The 20,004-nt window shown below is 64.2% G+C and carries 16 protein-coding genes; 12 read left to right on the top strand and 4 right to left on the bottom strand.

Annotated elements, in window-relative coordinates:
• Positions 1-257 precede the first annotated feature (257 nt).
• The gene (locus JJC00_RS21865) at positions 258-1,208 is read right to left on the bottom strand and encodes a LytTR family DNA-binding domain-containing protein (protein ID WP_200468015.1); all 951 of its coding nucleotides are present in this window, start codon (positions 1,206-1,208) and stop codon (positions 258-260) included.
• A gap of 98 nt (positions 1,209-1,306) precedes the next feature.
• Here JJC00_RS21865 and JJC00_RS21860 point away from each other — a divergent pair, with 98 nt between their 5' ends.
• The 9 genes from JJC00_RS21860 (at position 1,307) to JJC00_RS21820 (ending at position 9,077) form a co-directional block, all read left to right on the top strand.
• Positions 1,307-1,483: a hypothetical protein gene (locus JJC00_RS21860; RefSeq protein ID WP_200468014.1), complete on the top strand. Its 177-nt coding sequence runs from the start codon at positions 1,307-1,309 to the stop codon at positions 1,481-1,483.
• 51 nt (positions 1,484-1,534) lie between these two features.
• On the top strand, positions 1,535-2,674 hold the full coding sequence (locus tag JJC00_RS21855; RefSeq protein WP_200468013.1) for a cysteine desulfurase family protein: 1,140 nt from the start codon (positions 1,535-1,537) through the stop codon (positions 2,672-2,674).
• Between the two features lie 113 nt (positions 2,675-2,787).
• The gene (gene sufB / locus JJC00_RS21850) at positions 2,788-4,284 is read left to right on the top strand and encodes a Fe-S cluster assembly protein SufB (RefSeq protein ID WP_027530933.1); all 1,497 of its coding nucleotides are present in this window, start codon (positions 2,788-2,790) and stop codon (positions 4,282-4,284) included.
• 63 nt (positions 4,285-4,347) lie between these two features.
• Entirely contained in the window at positions 4,348-5,100 is a 753-nt protein-coding gene (gene sufC / locus JJC00_RS21845) for a Fe-S cluster assembly ATPase SufC (RefSeq protein WP_200468012.1), read from the top strand.
• 11 nt (positions 5,101-5,111) lie between these two features.
• On the top strand, positions 5,112-6,416 hold the full coding sequence (sufD, locus tag JJC00_RS21840; protein ID WP_200468011.1) for a Fe-S cluster assembly protein SufD: 1,305 nt from the start codon (positions 5,112-5,114) through the stop codon (positions 6,414-6,416).
• Positions 6,413-7,660, top strand: coding sequence for a cysteine desulfurase (locus JJC00_RS21835; RefSeq protein ID WP_200468010.1), 1,248 nt, complete (start codon positions 6,413-6,415; stop codon positions 7,658-7,660). Before sufD ends, JJC00_RS21835 begins: the two co-directional genes overlap by 4 nt.
• Entirely contained in the window at positions 7,657-8,028 is a 372-nt protein-coding gene (locus JJC00_RS21830) for an SUF system Fe-S cluster assembly protein (RefSeq protein WP_148748806.1), read from the top strand. The genes JJC00_RS21835 and JJC00_RS21830 overlap by 4 nt, the downstream gene beginning before the upstream one ends.
• A 49-nt stretch (positions 8,029-8,077) precedes the next feature.
• On the top strand, positions 8,078-8,488 hold the full coding sequence (locus JJC00_RS21825; protein ID WP_200468009.1) for a HesB/IscA family protein: 411 nt from the start codon (positions 8,078-8,080) through the stop codon (positions 8,486-8,488).
• A 130-nt stretch (positions 8,489-8,618) separates the two neighbouring features.
• Positions 8,619-9,077: a TfoX/Sxy family protein gene (locus tag JJC00_RS21820; RefSeq protein WP_200468008.1), complete on the top strand. Its 459-nt coding sequence runs from the start codon at positions 8,619-8,621 to the stop codon at positions 9,075-9,077.
• An 86-nt stretch (positions 9,078-9,163) separates the two neighbouring features.
• Here JJC00_RS21820 and fabA read toward each other — a convergent pair whose 3' ends face one another.
• From fabA to JJC00_RS21805, 3 genes are all read right to left on the bottom strand, one after another.
• On the bottom strand, positions 9,164-9,694 hold the full coding sequence (gene fabA / locus JJC00_RS21815) for a bifunctional 3-hydroxydecanoyl-ACP dehydratase/trans-2-decenoyl-ACP isomerase (protein WP_200468007.1): 531 nt from the start codon (positions 9,692-9,694) through the stop codon (positions 9,164-9,166).
• A gap of 110 nt (positions 9,695-9,804) precedes the next feature.
• Positions 9,805-10,872, bottom strand: coding sequence for a GGDEF domain-containing protein (locus JJC00_RS21810; protein WP_200468006.1), 1,068 nt, complete (start codon positions 10,870-10,872; stop codon positions 9,805-9,807).
• A 128-nt stretch (positions 10,873-11,000) separates the two neighbouring features.
• Complete coding sequence (locus tag JJC00_RS21805) at positions 11,001-12,545, bottom strand: DEAD/DEAH box helicase (RefSeq protein ID WP_200468005.1); 1,545 nt, start codon at positions 12,543-12,545, stop codon at positions 11,001-11,003.
• 386 nt (positions 12,546-12,931) lie between these two features.
• Here JJC00_RS21805 and JJC00_RS21800 point away from each other — a divergent pair, with 386 nt between their 5' ends.
• The 3 genes from JJC00_RS21800 (at position 12,932) to JJC00_RS21795 (ending at position 19,882) form a co-directional block, all read left to right on the top strand.
• On the top strand, positions 12,932-14,059 hold the full coding sequence (locus JJC00_RS21800; RefSeq protein ID WP_200468004.1) for a helix-turn-helix transcriptional regulator: 1,128 nt from the start codon (positions 12,932-12,934) through the stop codon (positions 14,057-14,059).
• Positions 14,060-14,535: 476 nt separating this feature from the next.
• A complete protein-coding gene (locus JJC00_RS38220; protein WP_246773875.1) occupies positions 14,536-18,075 on the top strand; it encodes an autotransporter outer membrane beta-barrel domain-containing protein in 3,540 nt (1,179 codons plus the stop codon).
• 22 nt (positions 18,076-18,097) lie between these two features.
• On the top strand, positions 18,098-19,882 hold the full coding sequence (locus tag JJC00_RS21795; protein WP_349643551.1) for an autotransporter domain-containing protein: 1,785 nt from the start codon (positions 18,098-18,100) through the stop codon (positions 19,880-19,882).
• Positions 19,883-20,004 lie beyond the last annotated feature (122 nt).

The raw sequence follows: 20,004 nt of genomic DNA, 5'->3' as shown, positions 1-20,004 counted from the left end.
GAAGGGTGAGAAGCGTGCGCCTCGCGGTGATGCGCAAATGGCGCGCGGTGACTTGACGGCCGCGTTCTAACATAGGCTGCGGGGCAAAAAGCAAGCATCTTCGACATCTGCCAATGTGTTCAAGAACTTAGCCGGTCATCGCGGTGTCACGCCAATGGCCGCCGGGATCGAGCAGGCGATTGCGAAGCGCGCCGTTGTGGCGGCAACTGATTGGAATCACGACTGTTTATGAGCTGTCGGATGATCCCGGAAGCGATTCACACAGGCGCAATGCGCCCTCCGAGCGAGGCAACCGCGGGCCGGTAGCGGCGGCTGCCGCCAAGCGTCTTGCCGTTGTCGAATGTGAGTTCGAAATCCCCTGATGGCTTGAAGTCGACGCCGCTCACGCGGTCGAGATTGGCAAGCCTTGTCCGGTGAACGCGCACGATGGCGAAGCGGGCGAGCTCGCTTTCGGTCGCAGCCAACGTTCCCCGGATCAGGTGCTGGGTGCCGTCAGCGAGGCTGTATTCGATGTAGTTGCCGGCCGAAGCGACCCACAGGATATCGCGCGGCGCGACGCGAATGCGGCTGCTGCCGTCCCGGAGCCAGATCAGATCGGGGGATGGTTGCTCCAGCGGAGCGGCCGGCATGGAAAGGGCTGCGAGTGCGGCCTTGCGCAGTTCCCGCCGGCTTTCGATCAGCCAGAGTGTTGCCCCGAGCAGCAAAGCTGTGACGGCATCCTTGCGGAACTCGTACAGGATGGTCGCCCGCGAGAAATGGAAGTCGTAGGAGCTGCCCGCGAGCCAGAGCAGGAGTTTCCGCAAGCCCACCATGCCGGTGATGTGGAGGGCCGAGAAGCCGAGCAGGGCGACCGCACCGATTCCGATCCGCGCCGCGAGGCCCGTCGCCCGGCGGATGTGCCGGACCGACAGCATCAGGATCGGCACCAGCAGCAGGATGACGATGATGCTCGTCAACTCCCAGAGCAGTCGCCGGCCAATGTCATAGCTCTCGCCCCGCCCGGCGGCGTCCTGCGCGCCGGAGAGTGCATTGACGATTCCGATCGCGAGCGCGACGGCGGCGATCGCAGCGAACACCGTCCAGTCGTCACTGATCCCGCCGTGCCAACCGCTCGTCCCGGACGCCGGTGCCTCGTCCCCTCGCGCCCGGTCCTGATCCCAAACCGTCTCGACGCGCTCCGTTTCGAGAGCATTTTGGCCGTCAGCCATGGCCCGAAAACCGTGTTTGTCGTCCCGTCAAGGAGCAGAAAACCATGTCAACACCGCAGCAAGCATCAAACCCAGAATGACGCATCGATCTGGACTGGGTGTGGATTTTAGCCTTCAGGCTCCTGATCTTCTACCACCTCGGCATGCTCTGCGTGTCCTGGGGTTTCTCCTGGGGTTTCGAGATCGCGCGGCGGATCGTCTGGCTGCGGCCACTGTTCGGACTGCGGATGGAGCTTCGTTCCGTTGGCGGAATTGCGCAGCAACAGGCGGCCTGATGTGCGGTGGCTGGCGATTGGCGCGAGGGCAAAAGGTGCTAAGAGGGCGCCATGCCGAGCCGTGTCTATCTCGACTGGAATGCGACGACACCGCTGCGCACTGAGGCGCGCGCAGCGATGCTGGCCGCCTACGAGCTGATCGGCAATCCATCCTCGGTCCACGCCGAGGGACGGGAGGCGCGGCGGCTGGTCGAGGACGCGCGTAGCTCGCTTGCGGCAGCAGTCGGTGCGCTGCCGCGAAACGTGGTTTTCACCTCCGCCGGAACTGAGGCCAATGCGCTGGCGCTGTCGCCCGGCTTGCGCAGCCGATCAGGCGAACCGGTGCGGCGGCTCCTGGTTTCCGCGGTCGAGCATGCCTCGGTGCTCGCGGGCGGCCGGTTCCCGGCAGATGGAATCAGCCAGATCCGGGTCACGCGTTCCGGCGTCGTCGACCTCGATCATCTCCGGACGGTGCTCGCCGACGGCCCGCCGGCGCTGGTCTCGATCATGGCGGCCAACAACGAGACCGGTGCGCTCCAGCCGGTCGCGGAGGCGGCAGGGCTCGTCCACGAGGCCGGCGGCCTCCTGCACGTCGACGCGATCCAGGCGCTCGGCAAAATTGCCTTCAATATTAGCGCGGTCAGCGCGGACCTTGCGACCTTTTCTGGGCACAAGATCGGCGGCCCCAAGGGCGTCGGCGCGCTGGTCGTGGCGGAGGGCCTGGCCGGATTGGAGCCGGTGCTGAGGGGGGGCGGGCAGGAGCTCGGCCGGCGGGCAGGAACCGAGAATGTTGCCGGCATTGCCGGGTTGGGTGCGGCCGTGAAGGCCGCCCTTCAGGCTCTGCCGGAAGATGCGGAGCGGATGGCAAGCCTCAGGAATTGCTTAGAAAACGGTATTCGCGAGATTGCCGGCGCAACCGTCTTCGCGGAAGACGTGAAGAGGTTGCCAAATACCGTTCTGTTCACTGCACCAGGTCTCAAGGCCGAGACTGCCGTGATCGGCTTTGACCTCGAAGGTGTCGCCGTATCCTCAGGTTCGGCTTGTTCCTCAGGGAAGGTCCAGCCGTCTCACGTGCTCTCGGCGATGGGATGCGATGCCACCGTGGCCCAGGGAGCGGTGCGTCTCAGTCTGGGCTGGTCCACAGAACCAGATGACATCAATAGGGCGTTAGAGGCTTGGCGAAAGCTCGGTAATACCCTACTTAGAGCCTAAGCGACGAAACACGGCTTGAACGGTTCTAAGCCAGTGCTTTCTGCCAAAAAACATCGTAATAGTCGTCCGAGTTTGATCCACCGCGGTCCTTGAAACCGCGAGCGGAGGATAGAATGCCAGCCGTCCAAGAGACGGTCGAGCGCGTCAAGCGCATCGACGTCGACCAGTATCGTTATGGGTTTGAGACCCTGATCGAGTCCGACAAGGCCCCCAAGGGGCTGTCGGAAGAGACCGTCAAGTTCATCTCCGAGAAGAAGAACGAGCCCGCCTGGATGCTCCAGTGGCGGCTCGAAGCCTATCGGCGCTGGCTGACCATGACCGAGCCGACCTGGGCGCGCGTCGACTATCCCAAGATCGACTTCCAGGATCTCTATTATTACGCGGCGCCGAAGCCGAAGAAGACGGTCACTTCGCTCGACGAGATCGATCCGGAGATCCTGAAGACCTATGAGAAGCTCGGCATTCCCTTGCGGGAAGTTGCCATGCTCGAAGGCGTCGAGCCGAAGCCCGGCGAGGAAGATCCGGCCCGCCGCAAGATCGCGGTCGACGCTGTCTTCGATTCGGTCTCGGTCGCGACCACCTTCAAGGCGGAGCTGAAGAAGGCCGGCGTGATCTTCATGCCGATCTCGGAGGCGATCCGCGAGCATCCCGAGCTGGTGCAGAAATATCTGGGCTCGGTTGTCCCGACCTCCGACAATTTCTACGCGACGCTGAACTCGGCGGTGTTCTCCGACGGCTCGTTCGTCTACGTGCCGCCGGGCGTGCGCTGCCCGATGGAGCTGTCGACCTATTTCCGCATCAACGAGCGCAACACCGGCCAGTTCGAGCGCACGCTGATCATCGCCGACAAGGGCTCTTACGTCTCCTATCTCGAAGGCTGCACCGCGCCGCAGCGCGACGAGAATCAGCTGCATGCCGCCGTGGTCGAGCTCGTCGCGCATGATGACGCCGAGATCAAATATTCGACGGTGCAGAACTGGTATCCGGGCAATTCGGAAGGCAAGGGCGGCATCTACAATTTCGTCACCAAGCGTGGCGACTGCCGTGGCAACAATTCCAAGATCTCCTGGACCCAGGTCGAGACCGGTTCGGCGATCACCTGGAAGTATCCGAGCTGCATTCTCCGCGGCGATAATTCCCGCGGCGAATTCTACTCGATCGCGATCTCGAACGGCTTCCAGCAGGTCGATTCGGGCACCAAGATGATCCATCTCGGCAAGAACACGTCGAGCCGCATCATTTCGAAGGGCATTGCCGCCGGCAAGTCGCAGAACACCTATCGCGGCCTCGTCACCGCGCACCGGAAAGCGACCGGCGCGCGCAACTTCACCGCCTGCGATTCCCTGTTGATCGGCGACAAATGCGGCGCGCACACCGTGCCGTACATCGAGGCCAAGAATTCCTCGGCGACGTTCGAGCATGAGGCGACGACCTCAAAAATCTCCGAGGACGTGCTGTTCTACTGCGTCCAGCGCGGCCTCAGCCAGGAAGAGGCTGTCGGCCTCGTCGTCAACGGCTTCGTCAAGGATGTGCTGCAGCAACTGCCGATGGAATTCGCGGTGGAAGCACAGAAGCTGATCTCGATCTCGCTTGAAGGGTCGGTTGGCTAATTGCCGCCCCCTCGCGGCGCGCATCTCGCGCTCCAACATCAATTGAATAAACTGGATACCAAGATGGCTTTGCTTGAAGTGAAAGACCTGAAGGTTCGTGTCGAGGAGCGTGAGATTCTCCACGGGCTGACGCTGACCGTGAACGAGGGCGAGATCCACGCGATCATGGGGCCGAACGGCTCCGGCAAGTCGACGCTCTCGCACGTCATCGCCGGCAAGCCCGGCTATGAGGTGACCGACGGCCAGATCCTGTTCAAGGGCGAGGATCTCCTGGAGATGGCGCCAGAGGAGCGCGCCGCCAAGGGCGTGTTCCTGGCGTTCCAGTATCCGGTCGAGATTCCCGGCGTCACCACCATGAATTTCCTGCGGACCGCGCTGAACGCACAGCGCAAGGCGCGCGGCGAGAGTGAGCTGATGGTGCCGGACTTCTTGAAGAAGGTCCGCGAAGTGTCGAAGTCGCTCAACATCCCGCAGGACATGCTCAAGCGCGGCGTCAATGTCGGTTTCTCCGGCGGCGAGAAGAAGCGCAACGAGGTGTTGCAGATGGCGCTGTTCGAGCCGAGCCTGTGCATCCTCGACGAGATGGATTCCGGTCTCGACATCGACGCGTTGCGCATTGCGGCCGACGGCGTCAACGCGCTGCATTCGCCCAAGCGCGCGATGGTCGTCATCACCCATTATCAGCGGCTGCTGAACTACATCGTGCCCGACGTCGTGCACGTGATGTCGAAGGGCCGTGTCGTGAAGAGCGGCGGCAAGGAACTGGCGCTGGAGCTGGAAGCGTCCGGCTACACCCAGTTCGAGGACGCCGCGTAAGGAATTTTACGATGAACGTTGCTGTGGCAAAGACCGGAAACGGCCGCGCGGTGAGCGATCTCTTCACCAGCGCCGAAGGCCGCTTGCCGGGTTCGCCTGGAGTGGCAGCAATGCGCCGCGAGGCGTTCGAGACCTACGAGCGTCTCGGCCTGCCGCACCGCCGGATCGAAGAATGGAAATACACCGACCTGCGCGCGCTGGTCGGCGAGGTGCTGCCGCTCGCGGCCGCACCGGATGCAGCCGCGCTGAAGCGCGCCGCCGAGGCCGTGAAGGCGCATGCGATTGCGGGTGCCCGCAAGCTGGTGCTGGTCGACGGCGTGTTCGTGGCCGATCTCTCCGACGTGAAGGCGCTTGCCGCTGAGGTGGGATTCAAGACGTTGCGGGAGACGCTGGAGAAGGATGCCGGGCTGCTGAAGACCGCGTCCACCGACGCCGTGATCGCGCTGAATGCGGCGATGGCGACCGATGGCGTGGTGCTTTCGATTGCCGATGGCGCTCAGCTCTCCGCGCCGATCCAGATCATCCACATCGCGACCGCAGCTTCCGCGTCGGCCTTCACCCGGTCGCAGGTCGCGATCGGGAAGGGCGCTCACGCCACCATCGTCGAGAGTTTCGTTGCGGCTGGCGCCCAAGCCTACCAGATCAACGACGCCGTGCTCCTCACGGTTGGTGACGATGCCGACGTCGCGCATATCCGCCTGATGGACGATGCGCCTGACGCGGTGAACGTGACCTCGCATTTCGTGACGGTCGGCGCCAACGTCAAACTCAATTTCTTCAACATGACCACTGGCGCGGCCGTCAGCCGCCTGCAAGGCTTCATCACGCTGGGGGGCGAGGGCAGCGAGCTGTCGGCCAACGGCGTCAACCTGTTGCAGAAGACCGAGCATGGCGACACCACGCTGGTGGTCGACCACGCGGTGCCGAACTGCGTCAGCCGCGAAGTCTTCCGCGCGGTGATCGACGATCGCGCCCACTCTGTGTTCCAGGGCCGCATCATCGTCCGTCCCGACGCGCAGAAGACCGACGGCAAGATGATGACCCGCGCGCTGCTGCTCTCGGACGAAGCCGAGGCCGACAACAAGCCCGAGCTCGAGATCTTTGCCGACGACGTCTCCTGCGGCCACGGCGCCACTGCCGGCGCGCTGGACGACAGCCTACTGTTCTATCTGAAGGCCCGCGGCCTGCCGGAGAAGCAGGCCCAGGCGCTGCTGATCCAGGCCTTCGTGGGCGAAGCGATCGAGCAGATCGCCGATGATGGCTTGCGCGAGCACGTGATCGGCATTGCCGAACGCTGGCTGGAGCGCCGGTCATGAGCACGCATCCGGCAGTCAAGAACGGCGCCTATGACGTTGAACGGGTGCGTCAGGACTTTCCGGCGCTCGCCATGCAAGTCTACGGCAAGCCGCTGGTCTATCTCGACAACGCGGCCTCCGCGCAGAAGCCGAGCGTTGTGCTCGATCGCATGACGCAGGCCTATACGTCCGAATACGCCAACGTCCATCGCGGCCTTCACTACCTCGCCAACGCCGCGACCGAAGCCTATGAGGGCGGTCGCACCAAGGTTGCGCAGTTCATCAACGCGGCGCGCACCGAAGAAGTGATCTTCACCCGCAACGCCACCGAAGCGATCAATCTCGTCGCCTCGTCCTGGGGCGGCCCGAACATCGGGGAAGGCGACGAGATCGTCCTCTCGATCATGGAGCACCACTCCAACATCGTGCCCTGGCATTTCCTCAGGGAACGTCAGGGCGCCGTGATCAAGTGGGCGCCGGTCGACGACGAAGGCAACTTCCTCATCGACGAGTTCGAGAAGCTGCTGACGTCGAAGACCAAGCTGGTCGCGATCACGCAGATGTCGAATGCGCTCGGCACCATCGTGCCGGTCAAGGACGTCGTGAAGATCGCCCATGCCCGCGGCATTCCCGTGCTGGTCGACGGCAGCCAGGGCGCCGTGCACATGCCCGTCGACGTCCAGGATATCGGCTGCGACTTCTATGTCTTTACCGGCCACAAGGTGTACGGGCCGACCGGCATCGGCGTGCTCTGGGCCAAGTACGAGCATCTTGTCGCGATGCGCCCCTACAATGGCGGCGGCGAGATGATCCGCGAGGTCTCGCGCGAGGTCGTCACCTATGGCGATCCCCCGCACAAATTCGAGGCGGGCACGCCCGCGATCGTCGAGGCCGTCGGCCTTGGCGCCGCCATCGACTATGTCAATTCGATCGGCAAGGAGCGCATCGCCGCGCACGAGCACGAGCTCGTCACCTATGCCCAGGACAAACTGCGCGAGATCAACTCGCTCAGGCTGATCGGCACCGCGCGGGGCAAGGGCCCGGTGATCTCCTTCGAGCTCAAGGGCGCGCACGCCCATGACGTCGCCACCGTGATCGACCGTCAGGGCATCGCGGTCCGTGCCGGCACCCATTGCGTGATGCCGCTTTTAGAGCGGTTCAACGTGACGGCGACCTGCCGCGCCTCGTTCGGCATGTATAATACGCGGGAAGAAGTCGATCATCTGGCACAGGCGCTGCTGAAGGCGCGGGATTTGTTCGCATGAGTGACACGGCCGAAATCAAAGCCAATCCGATGGAGACCCATTCGGCGCTGCCGCCGGAGGAGACCGAGCGTCTCACGACCGAGATCATCGCCGGCCTCAAGACCGTGTTCGATCCGGAAATCCCGGCCGACATCTACGAGCTCGGCCTGATCTACAAGGTCGAGATCAAGGACGATCGCTCCGTCGACGTCCAGATGACGCTGACGACGCCGAACTGCCCAGCCGCCGGCGAGCTGCCGACCATGGTCGAGAACGCCGTCGCCAGCGTCCCCGGCGTCGGCGTGGTCGACGTCAAGGTCGTCTGGGAGCCGGCCTGGTCGCCGGAACGCATGAGCGACGAGGCCCGCCTCGTCCTCAATATGTGGTGACACGTAACCTTGATATTGAATTCGCTCCGCAACGGACCACATCACTGACATGACCCAAATTTCGTCAGGCTCGACACCAGCATCTACTCCGAAGCCGAAGCGGCCCCGCCCGCAGGTGATGCGGTTGACCGATGCCGCCGCCCAGCGCATCAGCGAGCTGACCCACCGCGCGGACTCCGAGATCGTGGGCTTGCGCGTCGGCGTCAAGAACGGCGGCTGCGCCGGTCAGTCCTATACGGTCGAATACGCCCACGATGTCCGCCCGACCGACGAGGTCGTCGAGGACAAGGGCGTCAAGATCCTGGTCGACCCCAAGGCCGTGCTGTTCCTGCTCGGCACCGAGATGGACTACAAGGCCGACAAGATGCAGGCCCAGTTCGTCTTCAACAACCCCAACCAGATCTCCGCCTGCGGCTGCGGCGAATCGGTCGAGCTGCGCCCGGCCAAGATCGACGGGTAAGCCCCAGCGTCATTGCGAGCGAAGCGAAGCAATCCAGGGTCTTTCCGCGGAGGGATTCTGGATTGCTTCGCTTCGCTCGCAATGACGGAGATGCTATGAGGGTTCGCTTGCTTGCGCAGGGAAGCCCTCGATGGACCGCGAATTCCTGATCGACCTGTTCGCCGATTTCGGCCCCGTTGCTATCCGAAAGATGTTCTCCGGCTACGGCATCTCCGCCGACGGCATCAACTTCGCGCTCGCTTTGCGCGCCGGGCTGTTTTTCCGTGCCGACGAGGTGACTATTCCGGACTTTGAAGCCGAAGGCTCAAAACCGTTCCAGTATTCGACCCGCGCCAAGACCGTGCTGGTGAACTCCTACTGGGAGCTGCCGGCGCGCCTGTTCGACGATTCCGAGGAACTGGCGCAATGGGCGAGGGCGGCGCTTGCCGCCGCCCAGCGCGCCAAGGTGAAGAAGCGGCCGAGGAAGAAAGCTGCGGCGAAGAAGGCAGAGCCGAAGAAGGCTGTTGCCAAGAAGGGACCGGCCAAGAAAGCAGCCAAGAAGCTAGCGCGTAGGGTGGGCAAAGCGAAGCGCGCCCACCGTTCAAAATAGCGATGCTGGAGAGATGGTGGGCGCAGCGCTACGCGCCTTTGCCCTACGAGATGTCATCCTGAAGCGCGCTCGTGCGCGCGTCGACCTCACTCCGCGGCCTTGGTCAGGCCAACCCGCATATCCTTCGCCGTGAAGACACAGACGGCATCAGCAAGCACGCGGCCGTCGGCAATTCCGAGCACCAGCTTGCCGCGGCGGACCATGCGCATGGCGACCTCGTAGCGCACGGATCGCGTCTCCGGCGTGATGGCGCCCGTGACCTCAACCTCGCCGACGCCGATGGCGCGGCCCTTGCCCGGTGAGCCTGACCAGCCGAGCCAGTAGCCGACCATCTGCCACATCGCATCCAGCCCCAGAGAGGCCGGCATCATCGCGTCACCGCGAAAGTGGCAATCGAAGAACCAATGGCCCGGCACAATGTCGAGCTCGCCCACGATGTGACCCTTGCCGAACGCGCCGCCGTCCAGGCTGATCTCAGTGATGCGGTCCATCATGAGCATCGGCGGTGCCGGCAACTGCGCGTTGCCCGGGCCGAAATAGCCGCCTTCGCTCGATCTCAGCAACTCGTCCCTGGTGTAGGACGGTTGTGGCGTGTGAAAATCATGCGGGTTTGGCAAGGCGACAAGTCCTCGATACGCGCGATCGGATGCTACAAGCGGAGAGGAAGATGTCGTTCGTCAAGTTGGAATGTCAAGCGCGGGCGGCTGATCGGCCTGCTACGTCCGCGTCACGCCACCCGATTGTGCGTCTCGACCGCGTATTCGGGGTCGACTTCGCAGATCACGCGGTTGCGGCCGTTGCGCTTGGCGGCGTAGAGGCAGGCGTCGGCACGTTCGATCAATGCGTCGGTGTCTTCGCCTTGCTTCAGTATGGAGACGCCGACGGAGATGGTGACGCGGCCGAGGATCTCGCCGGTCGACTTCTTCTTCAACTCCTTCGCCATCACAGCGCGGCGGATATGGTCGGCGACGGTGAGCGCCTGGCGTAGCGAGGTGTTGGGCAGCACAACTGCAAATTCCTCACCGCCGTAACGCGCGGTGATGTCCTGGCCCTTGATGGTCTGCTTCAGCGACAGGCCGACGAGCCGGAGCACCTGGTCGCCGGTGAGATGGCCGTAGGAATCGTTGAACGATTTGAAATGGTCGATGTCGAGCAGCAGGAGCGACAGCGGCTCGCCGCTCGCGAGCGCGCTCTGCACGGCTATGCCGATCATGCGATCGAAATATTTGCGGTTGCCGAGGCCCGTCAGCGGATCGGTCAGGCTCTCGGCGCGGATTGCTTCCAGGCTCTGCTGGAGATTGCTGATCTCGTTCTTCGACAGCGTCAGCCGGTCTTCCAGCGCCTTGTTGGTCTCGCGCATCTCGCCGGTCGAACGCAGCAGCGCTTCGACGATCGTCGTGACCTGCTCGCGGCTCTTGGCAGAGGACAATTGCTCGATCGCGCCCGACAGGCTGGCGTCGTAGGCGCCGGTCATGCCGAGCGCGTCGCTCAAGACCGTCATCACGTCGTCGATCTCGCCGATGACGCGCGCGCCGACCTTGTCGATGCGGTCGGTCGTTTTGATGTGGGAGAGATAGGTGTCGTAGATCTGCTCGAGATCGGATTCGGACAGCTTGCCGTTGCGCGCCAGCGTCTCGTTGATGATCTTATTGAGCGGAGCGTTGTAGCCGGTCGCGTAGACGTACCAGATCTCGTAATTGCGGGGGATTGCGGTTTGCTTCAGCGACCGGATCTGACCGAGCGCCACCTCGGCGAACGCCATCGTGCGTTCGTGTTCATCGAGCACCTTGACCACAGAACATACCCCACGACGATCGGTGCGCAGCCGACCGCAGCAATGCTTAAATTATGTTCGTAGGCTAACGGATGATCATGAATGGTCGGTAAACGGTCGACCATTCAACTCAGGCGTGTATCGTGGTTTCAGGCCCCGGCGGGGGAGCGGACCGGTCGGAGCAAGAACGCCGGGAGATGCGAGTGATCGCCGGGCTCGGCGTCGGCCTCGCGCTGGCGGCGCGGTTCGGGACGGCCGATCGACGGCACATGCGAATTGTTGGCCTGCTGGCGCGAGCCATGACGCGGCTCGGAGGATTGCCTGGCTTCACGCGGGGGTCTTGCCTCGCGTGCCGGCCTCTCTTCGCGAGCCGGCCGTGCTTCGGCAGCCGGCCTTGCGTCCGACGAAGGCGCTGCCTCGGAGGAATGTCGCGCCTCGCGCGGCTCTCGGCTGCGCTCACGGTCGCGACCGCGCTGCGGCTTGCCGCGTCCGCCGCGGGAGCGTTCACGATCGCGGCCGCGCGATTCGCGCGGACGGTCGCTCTGCTCACCCGAATCTGCGCTCACCTCGTAATCGCCTTCGGCGCGCGGGATGCTCTGGCCGATCAGCTTCTCGATCGCCACCATCGACTTCTGGTCGAGTGGCGTCACGAGCGAGATCGCCATGCCGGACCGGCCTGCGCGGCCGGTGCGGCCGACACGATGGACGTAGTCGTCGGGATGGTGGGGGACGTCGAAATTGAAGACGTGGCTGACCTCGGGAATATCGAGGCCGCGGGCGGCGACGTCGGAGGCGACCAGCAACGGCAGCTCACCCTTGCGGAACTGTTCGAGTGCGGCCATTCGGGCTGGCTGGTCCATATCGCCATGCAGGGCGCCGACACTGAAGCCGTGCTTCTGCAGCGATTTGTGAACGATCGCGACCTCGCGCTTGCGATTGCAGAAGATGATCGCGTTCTTGAGATCCTTGGCCTCGCGCAGCAGGCGGCGGAGCAGCTCACGCTTTTCATGGGCCTCGCGGCCGGCGGGCACCTGCGACTGCGTCACGGTGACGGCGGTGGTGGCGGGCTTGGAAACCTCGACCTTCTGCGGATTGTGCAGGAACGTCTCGGTGATGCGCCGGATTTCCGGCGGCATGGTCGCGGTGAAGAACAGGGTCTGCCGCGTGAAGGGGACGAGCTTGCAGATGCGCTCGATGTCGGGAATGAAGCCCATGTCCAGCATGCGATCGGCTTCGTCGATGACGAGCAGCTCGACACCGGTGAGCAGCAGTCCGCCGCGCTCGGTATGGTCGAGTAGCCGGCCGGGGGTAGCGATCAGCACGTCGACGCCGCGCGTCAGCTTGGCATCCTGGTCGCCGAACGAGACGCCGCCGATCAGGAGAGCGACGTTGAGTTTCTGGCCGGCGCCGTAGCGGTCGAAGTTTTCCTTCACCTGCGCCGCGAGCTCGCGGGTCGGCTCCAGGATCAGCGTGCGCGGCATGCGTGCGCGGGCGCGACCCTTTTCGAGGATGGTGAGCATCGGCAGCACGAAGGCCGCGGTCTTGCCGGTGCCGGTCTGGGCGATGCCGAGTACGTCCTTGCGTGCGAGGACGTGGGGGATCGCCTGTTCCTGGATGGGGGTCGGGGTGGTGTAACCGGTGGCCGCCACTGCGGCGAGGACTTTTTCGGATAGTCCGAGATTGGAAAAGGACATTGAGCCTCTGGTCGAAACCGCCGTTCGGAATCGAGGGTAATAAGGCTGTCGCGTTCCACCCCGAAACGGCGCGCTCTCAAAGAAGCTGGGGGTGCTGACTCACGCGAACAAAGCGCCAGGCTCTGGAATCGCTCTTCGATACCGAGCCGCGTCGACCCGGAACATAGGGGGGAATCGGCCAAAGTCAATCGAGGAACCTGCCGATCGGCTGAAAAACCCTGACGTTTTGGCACAAATGACAGCGAAAATAGTCATTCAGCGGTCAAACAGCTAAAAGGCGCGCCTAAGACGCGTGCAGCTGCCCATTAATACCTCATTGCCGACTGTTTCCGGATGGACAGGCCCCACATATACTGTCGGGCGTCTAGCGGCAGCAAACGTGACCAGTGAACATGATCAACGAGGGCACGTTCGCCGCACTGATTGCCGCGATTTACGACGCCGCGATCGATTTCAATCAATGGTCGCAAGCGCTTTGCGAGATTTCCCGAATCTGCGCTTCTCATACCACCGTTCTGACCCGACAAGGCGACAGCCCAGTCGAGTCCTGGAGTGTCGCTCCACAGTGCGATCGCATCTATTATGAGAGATACGGGCATTACTATCACGGCGTAAACCCGCTGTGGCACCGGGCGGCGTCGGCAGCCGCCGGTACTGTGATGACCGATGCCATGATCATGCCGAACAGCGAGCTGGTTCGCACCGAGTTCTACAACGACTTCCTTGTGCCGCAGCGGCTCGGGTCGATGCTGAGCGCGGTCGCGCTCGTCGAGCAAGGGCGGCAAACGGTCATAGCGGCGCATCGGCAGCCCGACTTCGGGCCTGATCATGTCAGCCTGTTCCAGCGCTTGGTGCCGCATTTTCAGCGCGCGGTGCAACTCAACATCAGGCTCGCCGAATTGGAGCTACATCACCAAGCATCTGCCGAGGCACTGAACCGGCTGGAGCAAGGCGCGCTGCTCGTCGACGCCAGCGCCTGCGTGGTGTTCGCCAATCGCGAAGCCGAACGCCTGTTGGATGGCGGTGGGTTGCGCCTGGCGGAAGGTGCTCTGCATGCCGAAACTGTTGCGGATACGATGCTGCTGCACGAACTGCTCGCGGGCTGCGCGCGCGCAGGAGCGGATGCGGGCTCCGGCGGCGAGCTCGCGCTATCGCGTGGACCGGGCCGGGCGCCGCTTTCGTTGCTGCTGGCGCCGCTGCGCTCCGGAGCAAAACCGTTTGGGTTGGCGCAACGTCCCGCAGCAATCCTGTTCGTTACCGATCCGGACCGCGCGATCCTATCGCCGCTCGACTGGGTTCGGAAGCAGTTTGGATTGACGGCGGCGGAAGCGAGCTTCGCCGGCGAGATCATGATGGGTGCGGGGATTCAAGCGGCATCCGATCGATTGCAGATCTCGCGATCCACCGGTCGCACGCATCTCGCCCGGATTTTTGAAAAGACCGGAACGCATCGCCAGGCCGAGCTCGTCCGCCTGCTTCTTCAAAGAGGGCACGTCGAGAACGGCCGCCCCTAGCCCCACGGCGGCCGTTGGGTTGCGTCGCGATCCTGGGACAATTCGGCAACAGTTTCCGGAAAACAGCAACGACAGGCGGTATCGCGCATGAATACCGCCGCGGCCTAGGCCGAACGGCTGATGTGCGGCAGGCGTCAGTCCCACAAATTGAAAGCAGAATTGCGACAACAGCGACAACAGCGGAGTGCGTGGGACGTCATGAAATCAGGATTTCTTGGCCGTGGACGACGCGCTGCCTTTGTAAGCGGCATCGCTCGATCATTACGCCGCTTCGCAAGGCATGCAGCGCGTGAGGACCAGGCGCCAAATTCGTTTCCGATAGTTTCCCAATGTTGCCGTTCGGCAATGGATTTCCGGTGCTGAGTGTGGCCTGTAGGTTGATTAGCGGCGGCAGCAATTTCGGATGTCGTTGCGAAACGTCTAATTGTCAGTCGGCCGAGTTCTTTCAGTCACGTTTTTTCTGGAGATGGGTATTCATGCAGCCTTATGCATTTTCGGCAGGCCGTTCTTCCAGAAGCTGCCAATTGCGCGAGCGCCTTCGGTCGCAGACCAGTTGGCTTGCGCTGCGCTCCGTCGGCGTGGTCGCCATCGCGGGTTCGAGCCTGCTCGTTGGCACAGAGGCATGGGCAGGCTGTACGGTCGGCGCGCTCGTCGTTCAATGTAACGATACCTCCACGACCAATACGACATCTCCGACCACTCCCCCTCGCGATCGTGACTATCAAGGTACATCCGCATCGCAGCTGCAACTCACGATCGATCCCGGCAGCACCGTAAGCGGATACGGCCTCGCGATAACCAATAGCGGCAGCGGTGGCGTTGCGGTTACCAACGGCGGCACGATCAGCGTCGATGTCGGCAACACCCCAACGGCCGGCGGTACGGCGGCATTGACCGTCAAAGCCGCGGGCGGGCCAATCACCTACACGGGCGGCAGCATCACCAACAATGGTGTCGGCAACGCGTTCGATGTAACGCAGAACGGTAGCGGTTCGACCAGTATCAGCGTCAACGGCGCTATCACGGCGACCTCCGGCGAAGGCATTGTCGTGCGCGACACGACGGCGGGCGGCAGCATCAGCGTGACCTCTGGTGCGGTGACGGCGCTGACGTCGGGCAAGGACGGGATCGACGTCCAGGCGCAGTCGCTGACCGGCAATGTGACGGTGGTGGCGAACGGCGATGTCAAGGTGGGCAACGCCGGCCTTGTCGGCGCGCTCGTCCAGGCTGCGGCGACCGGCAATGTCGGCGTGACCGCGAACGGGGCGATCGACGCGCGGTTCGGGATCGATGCGGAGAACTTCGGATCGGGTTCGACCACGGTGACGACATTGGGTCCGGTGACGGCGACGACCGGCAACGGCATCTTCGCCCTGGCTACCGGCGGCAACGTCACGGTGACCGCGGCCGACGTGAGCGCGACCAGCAATATCGGGATCGTGGCGCATCAGACCAAGGCGGGCGCCGCTGGCACGATCGCCGTGACCGTCGGCAACGTGTCGGGCACGACCGGCATTGAGGCGACCAATAGCGGCACGGGCGCGACCAGCGTCACCGCGAGCGGCACAGTCACCGGCACTTTGGCCGAAGGCATCAAGGCGACCGGCAATGGCGCGGTGAGCGTGGCGGTCGCCGGAACGGTGACCGGCGCGACGCGCGGGCTGACCCTGGTCGGCGGCGCGGGCGACATCCATGTCACGGGCACGGGCGGGTTCGTGGGCGGGACCGGCGATGGCGCGAACATCCTGAACAACGGCTCGGGCAGTGTCACGGTCAACATCGCCGGCCCGAGCAGCGCGACTTCCGGCGAAGGCATTGTCGTGCGCGACACGACGGCGGGCGGCAGCATCAGCGTGACCTCTGGTGCGGTGACGGCGCTGACGTCGGGCAAGGACGGCATCGACGTCCAGGCGCAGTCGCTGACCGGCAATGTGACGGTGGTGGCGAACGGCGATGTCAAGGTGGGCAACGCCGGCCTTGTCGGCGCGCTCATCCAGGCTGCGGCGACCGGCAATGTCGGCGTGACCGCGAATGGGGCGATCGACGCACGGTTCGGGATCGACGCGGAGAACTTCGGATCGGGCTCGACCACGGTCAAGACGGTCGGCCCGGTCACCGCCACGACCGGCAACGGCATCTTTGCTCTCGCGGCGGGCGCGAACAGCAATGTGAACGTCACTGCGGGCGATGTGACGTCGACCGGCAACACCGGCGTGATCGCGCGCCTGACCAAGGTTGGTGGTTTCGGTATCATGGACGTGACGGTCGGCAACGTCTCCGGCACGACCGGCATCGACGCGGCCAACAGCGGCCTCGGCGCGACCAGCGTCACCGCCAACGGCACGGTCACCGGCACTTTGGCCGAAGGCATCAAGGCGACCGGCAGCGGCGCGGTGAGCGTTGCGGTCGCCGGCACGGTGACGGGCGCGACGCGCGGGCTGACCCTGGTCGGCGGCGCGGGCGACATCCATGTCACGGGCACGGGCGGGTTCGTGGGCGGGACCGGCGATGGCGCGAACATCCTGAACAACGGCTCGGGCAGTGTCACGGTCAACATCGCCGGCCCGAGCAGCGCGACTTCCGGCGAAGGCATTGTCGTGCGCGACACGACGGCGGGCGGCAGCATCAGCGTGACCTCTGGTGCGGTGACGGCGCTGACGTCGGGCAAGGACGGCATCGACGTCCAGGCGCAGTCGCTGACCGGCAATGTGACGGTGGTGGCGAACGGCGATGTCAAGGTGGGCAACGCCGGCCTTGTCGGCGCGCTCATCCAGGCTGCGGCGACCGGCAATGTCGGCGTGACCGCGAATGGGGCGATCGACGCACGGTTCGGGATCGACGCGGAGAACTTCGGATCGGGCTCGACCACGGTCAAGACGGTCGGCCCGGTCACCGCCACGACCGGCAACGGCATCTTTGCTCTCGCGGCGGGCGCGAACAGCAATGTGAACGTCACTGCGGGCGATGTGACGTCGACCGGCAACACCGGCGTGATCGCGCGCCTGACCAAGGTTGGTGGTTTCGGTATCATGGACGTGACGGTCGGCAACGTCTCCGGCACGACCGGCATCGACGCGGCCAACAGCGGCCTCGGCGCGACCAGCGTCACCGCCAACGGCACGGTCACCGGCACTTTGGCCGAAGGCATCAAGGCGACCGGCAGCGGCGCGGTGAGCGTTGCGGTCGCCGGCACGGTGACGGGCGCGACGCGCGGGCTGACCCTGGTCGGCGGCGCGGGCGACATCCATGTCACGGGCACGGGCGGGTTCGTGGGCGGGACCGGCGATGGCGCGAACATCCTGAACAACGGCTCGGGCAGTGTCACGGTCAACATCGCCGGCCCGAGCAGCGCGACTTCCGGCGAAGGCATTGTCGTGCGCGACACGACGGCGGGCGGCAGCATCAGCGTGACCTCTGGTGGTGACGGCGCTGACGTCGGGCAAGGACGGCATCGACGTCCAGGCGCAGTCGCTGACCGGCAATGTGACGGTGGTGGCGAACGGCGATGTCAAGGTGGGCAACGCCGGCCTTGTCGGCGCGCTCATCCAGGCTGCGGCGACCGGCAATGTCGGCGTGACCGCGAATGGGGCGATCGACGCACGGTTCGGGATCGACGCGGAGAACTTCGGATCGGGCTCGACCACGGTCAAGACGGTCGGCCCGGTCACCGCCACGACCGGCAACGGCATCTTTGCTCTCGCGGCGGGCGCGAACAGCAATGTGAACGTCACTGCGGGCGATGTGACGTCGACCGGCAACACCGGCGTGATCGCGCGCCTGACCAAGGTTGGTGGTTTCGGTATCATGGACGTGACGGTCGGCAACGTCTCCGGCACGACCGGCATCGACGCGGCCAACAGCGGCCTCGGCGCGACCAGCGTCACCGCCAACGGCACGGTCACCGGCACTTTGGCCGAAGGCATCAAGGCGACCGGCAGCGGCGCGGTGAGCGTTGCGGTCGCCGGCACGGTGACGGGCGCGACGCGCGGGCTGACCCTGGTCGGCGGCACCGTTGATGTAACCAATTTGCCGTCTGGGATGATCGGCAACATCTCCGGACTGTCTTCCGACGCGGCGATCCAGGCCAGCGGCGGGGCGGTTTCGCTGACAAATGGAGGTTCTATCGTCGGTACGGTTAAGTTGCTCAGCGCTGCAACGCTGTTCACAAACAATGGTACTTGGAACGGCATCGCAGGAACAAGCGACTTCTCAGGCGTCGGCAGCACCCTAGTGAACAATGGTACCCTCGTGGGAGGCAAGGCTACGGGCGCAGCCGAGATCACGGTATTGTCCAATTTGGCTCAGTTGACCAACCGGGGCCTTATGACGATGGTCGATGGCGGTGCCGGCGACATCATCCGGCAGACTGGCGGCAATGCCAGCTTCCAGGCCGGCAGTATTCTGGCGATTGATGTGAATCAGGCCGGCCAGGCCGACCGCTTCACCACCACCGGCACGGCGACGCTGGCGGGGACGTCATTGGCTTTGCATGGTCCATTGGCGATAGGCAATCACTATACGGTGCTGACCGCCGATAGCGGTCTGAGCGGAAACTTCACCTCCATTACGGTCCCCAGCGCCTTTCTGGGGATCAAGGATAGCTACGACGCCTTCAATGCCTATCTGGACGTTCTGGTGTCTCGGCCATTCGTCGCTGCCGGTCTGACGCCGAACCAGATCGCTACGGGGCGCGGCCTCGACAGCATTCCGCAGGCCGGCACTTTGTTCAACGCGGTGGTCAACCTCGCCACCTTTGCGGATGCGCGTGCCGCCTTCGACGGTCTGTCGGGCGAGGTGCATGCCTCTGCGCAGACGGCGCTGATCGAGGAGAGCCATTTCGTCCGAGACGCCATGAACGACCGGTTGCGACAGAGCTTCGCCGCGGTCGCCGCGCCGTCGATGCCGGCCATGGCATTCGCCGCCGATGCGCCGGCCGCCACCGCACTGGCCTATGCCATGTCCACCAAAGCCCCGCCGCGCGGCACGCTCGCGCCGGCGCCGGCCTATGCGATCTGGGGCCATGGCTTCGGCTCATGGGGCCACACCGATGGCGATGGCAACGCCGCCACGCTGAGCCGCTCGACCGGCGGTATGGTGAGCGGTGTCGATGCGATCGTCGCTGAAACGTGGAGGGTCGGCGTCATGGGTGGCTACAGTCACACCACCTTCAACGTGCCCGATCGCGCCTCGTCCGGCCAGAGCGACAACTATCACGTCGGCCTCTACGGCGGCACACAATGGGGCGCGCTCGGGTTCCGTTCTGGCGCGGCCTATACATGGCACGACATCACAACGGCACGTTCGGTGGCGTTTCCCGGCTTCACGGACAGCCTAAAGGCCGACTATCATGCCGCCACGACGCAGGTATTCGGCGAATTCGGCTATCGGATCGATACGCCGGCGGCCACCTTCGAGCCGTTCGCCAATCTGGCTTACGTCAACCTGCACACAGACGGCTTTAGCGAGCGAGGCGGTGCGGCGGCGCTGACCAGCACGGGCGGCCGTACCGATGCCGCGTTCACGACATTCGGCCTCAGGGCTTCAAACAGTCTTGCAATTGGAACGGTGAGGGCTGATTTGCGCGGCACGCTAGGCTGGCGTCACGCCTTCGACAACGTGACGCCATTCTCGACCTTTGCCTTTGCCGGTGGCAGCGCCTTTAATATCGCGGGGGTGCCGATCGCGCGCGACGCCGCTGTAGTCGATGCGGGTATGGATTTCGTCATTGCCAAGGGCGCAACAATCGGCATCTCCTATAACGGGCAGCTCAGCAACGCAGCGGCTGATCAAAGCGTACGAGGCAACATTGTGATCAAGTTCTGACGTTGAGCGGAGGATCGCAGGCGCAGCGCCTCGATGCTGCTCTGGAAGCGGCTGTTCGAGGCTGTCTTACCAGGCGTCCGGCTCTCAGGTCAGCGGCGCGACTCGTGGAGATCTTTGCCAAG

The organism is Bradyrhizobium diazoefficiens (genome assembly GCF_016616885.1).
GTDB classification, from domain to species: domain Bacteria; phylum Pseudomonadota; class Alphaproteobacteria; order Rhizobiales; family Xanthobacteraceae; genus Bradyrhizobium; species Bradyrhizobium diazoefficiens_F.
The sequence above is the reverse complement of the archived record's forward strand: the minus strand, read 5'-3'. Positions and strand labels throughout refer to the sequence as shown.

Excerpts from the sequence above, each read along its gene's own strand:
- JJC00_RS21865 (WP_200468015.1), bottom strand. The coding sequence starts at position 1,208 with ATGGCTGACGGCCAAAATGCTCTCGAAACGGAGCGCGTCGAGACGGTT.
- JJC00_RS21855 (WP_200468013.1), top strand. The coding sequence starts at position 1,535 with ATGCCGAGCCGTGTCTATCTCGACTGGAATGCGACGACACCGCTGCGC.
- sufB (WP_027530933.1), top strand. The coding sequence starts at position 2,788 with ATGCCAGCCGTCCAAGAGACGGTCGAGCGCGTCAAGCGCATCGACGTC.
- sufC (WP_200468012.1), top strand. The coding sequence starts at position 4,348 with ATGGCTTTGCTTGAAGTGAAAGACCTGAAGGTTCGTGTCGAGGAGCGT.
- sufD (WP_200468011.1), top strand. The coding sequence starts at position 5,112 with ATGAACGTTGCTGTGGCAAAGACCGGAAACGGCCGCGCGGTGAGCGAT.
- JJC00_RS21835 (WP_200468010.1), top strand. The coding sequence starts at position 6,413 with ATGAGCACGCATCCGGCAGTCAAGAACGGCGCCTATGACGTTGAACGG.
- JJC00_RS21830 (WP_148748806.1), top strand. The coding sequence starts at position 7,657 with ATGAGTGACACGGCCGAAATCAAAGCCAATCCGATGGAGACCCATTCG.
- JJC00_RS21825 (WP_200468009.1), top strand. The coding sequence starts at position 8,078 with ATGACCCAAATTTCGTCAGGCTCGACACCAGCATCTACTCCGAAGCCG.
- JJC00_RS21820 (WP_200468008.1), top strand. The coding sequence starts at position 8,619 with ATGGACCGCGAATTCCTGATCGACCTGTTCGCCGATTTCGGCCCCGTT.
- JJC00_RS21805 (WP_200468005.1), bottom strand. The coding sequence starts at position 12,545 with ATGTCCTTTTCCAATCTCGGACTATCCGAAAAAGTCCTCGCCGCAGTG.
- JJC00_RS38220 (WP_246773875.1), top strand. The coding sequence starts at position 14,536 with ATGCAGCCTTATGCATTTTCGGCAGGCCGTTCTTCCAGAAGCTGCCAA.
- JJC00_RS21795 (WP_349643551.1), top strand. The coding sequence starts at position 18,098 with ATGATCGGCAACATCTCCGGACTGTCTTCCGACGCGGCGATCCAGGCC.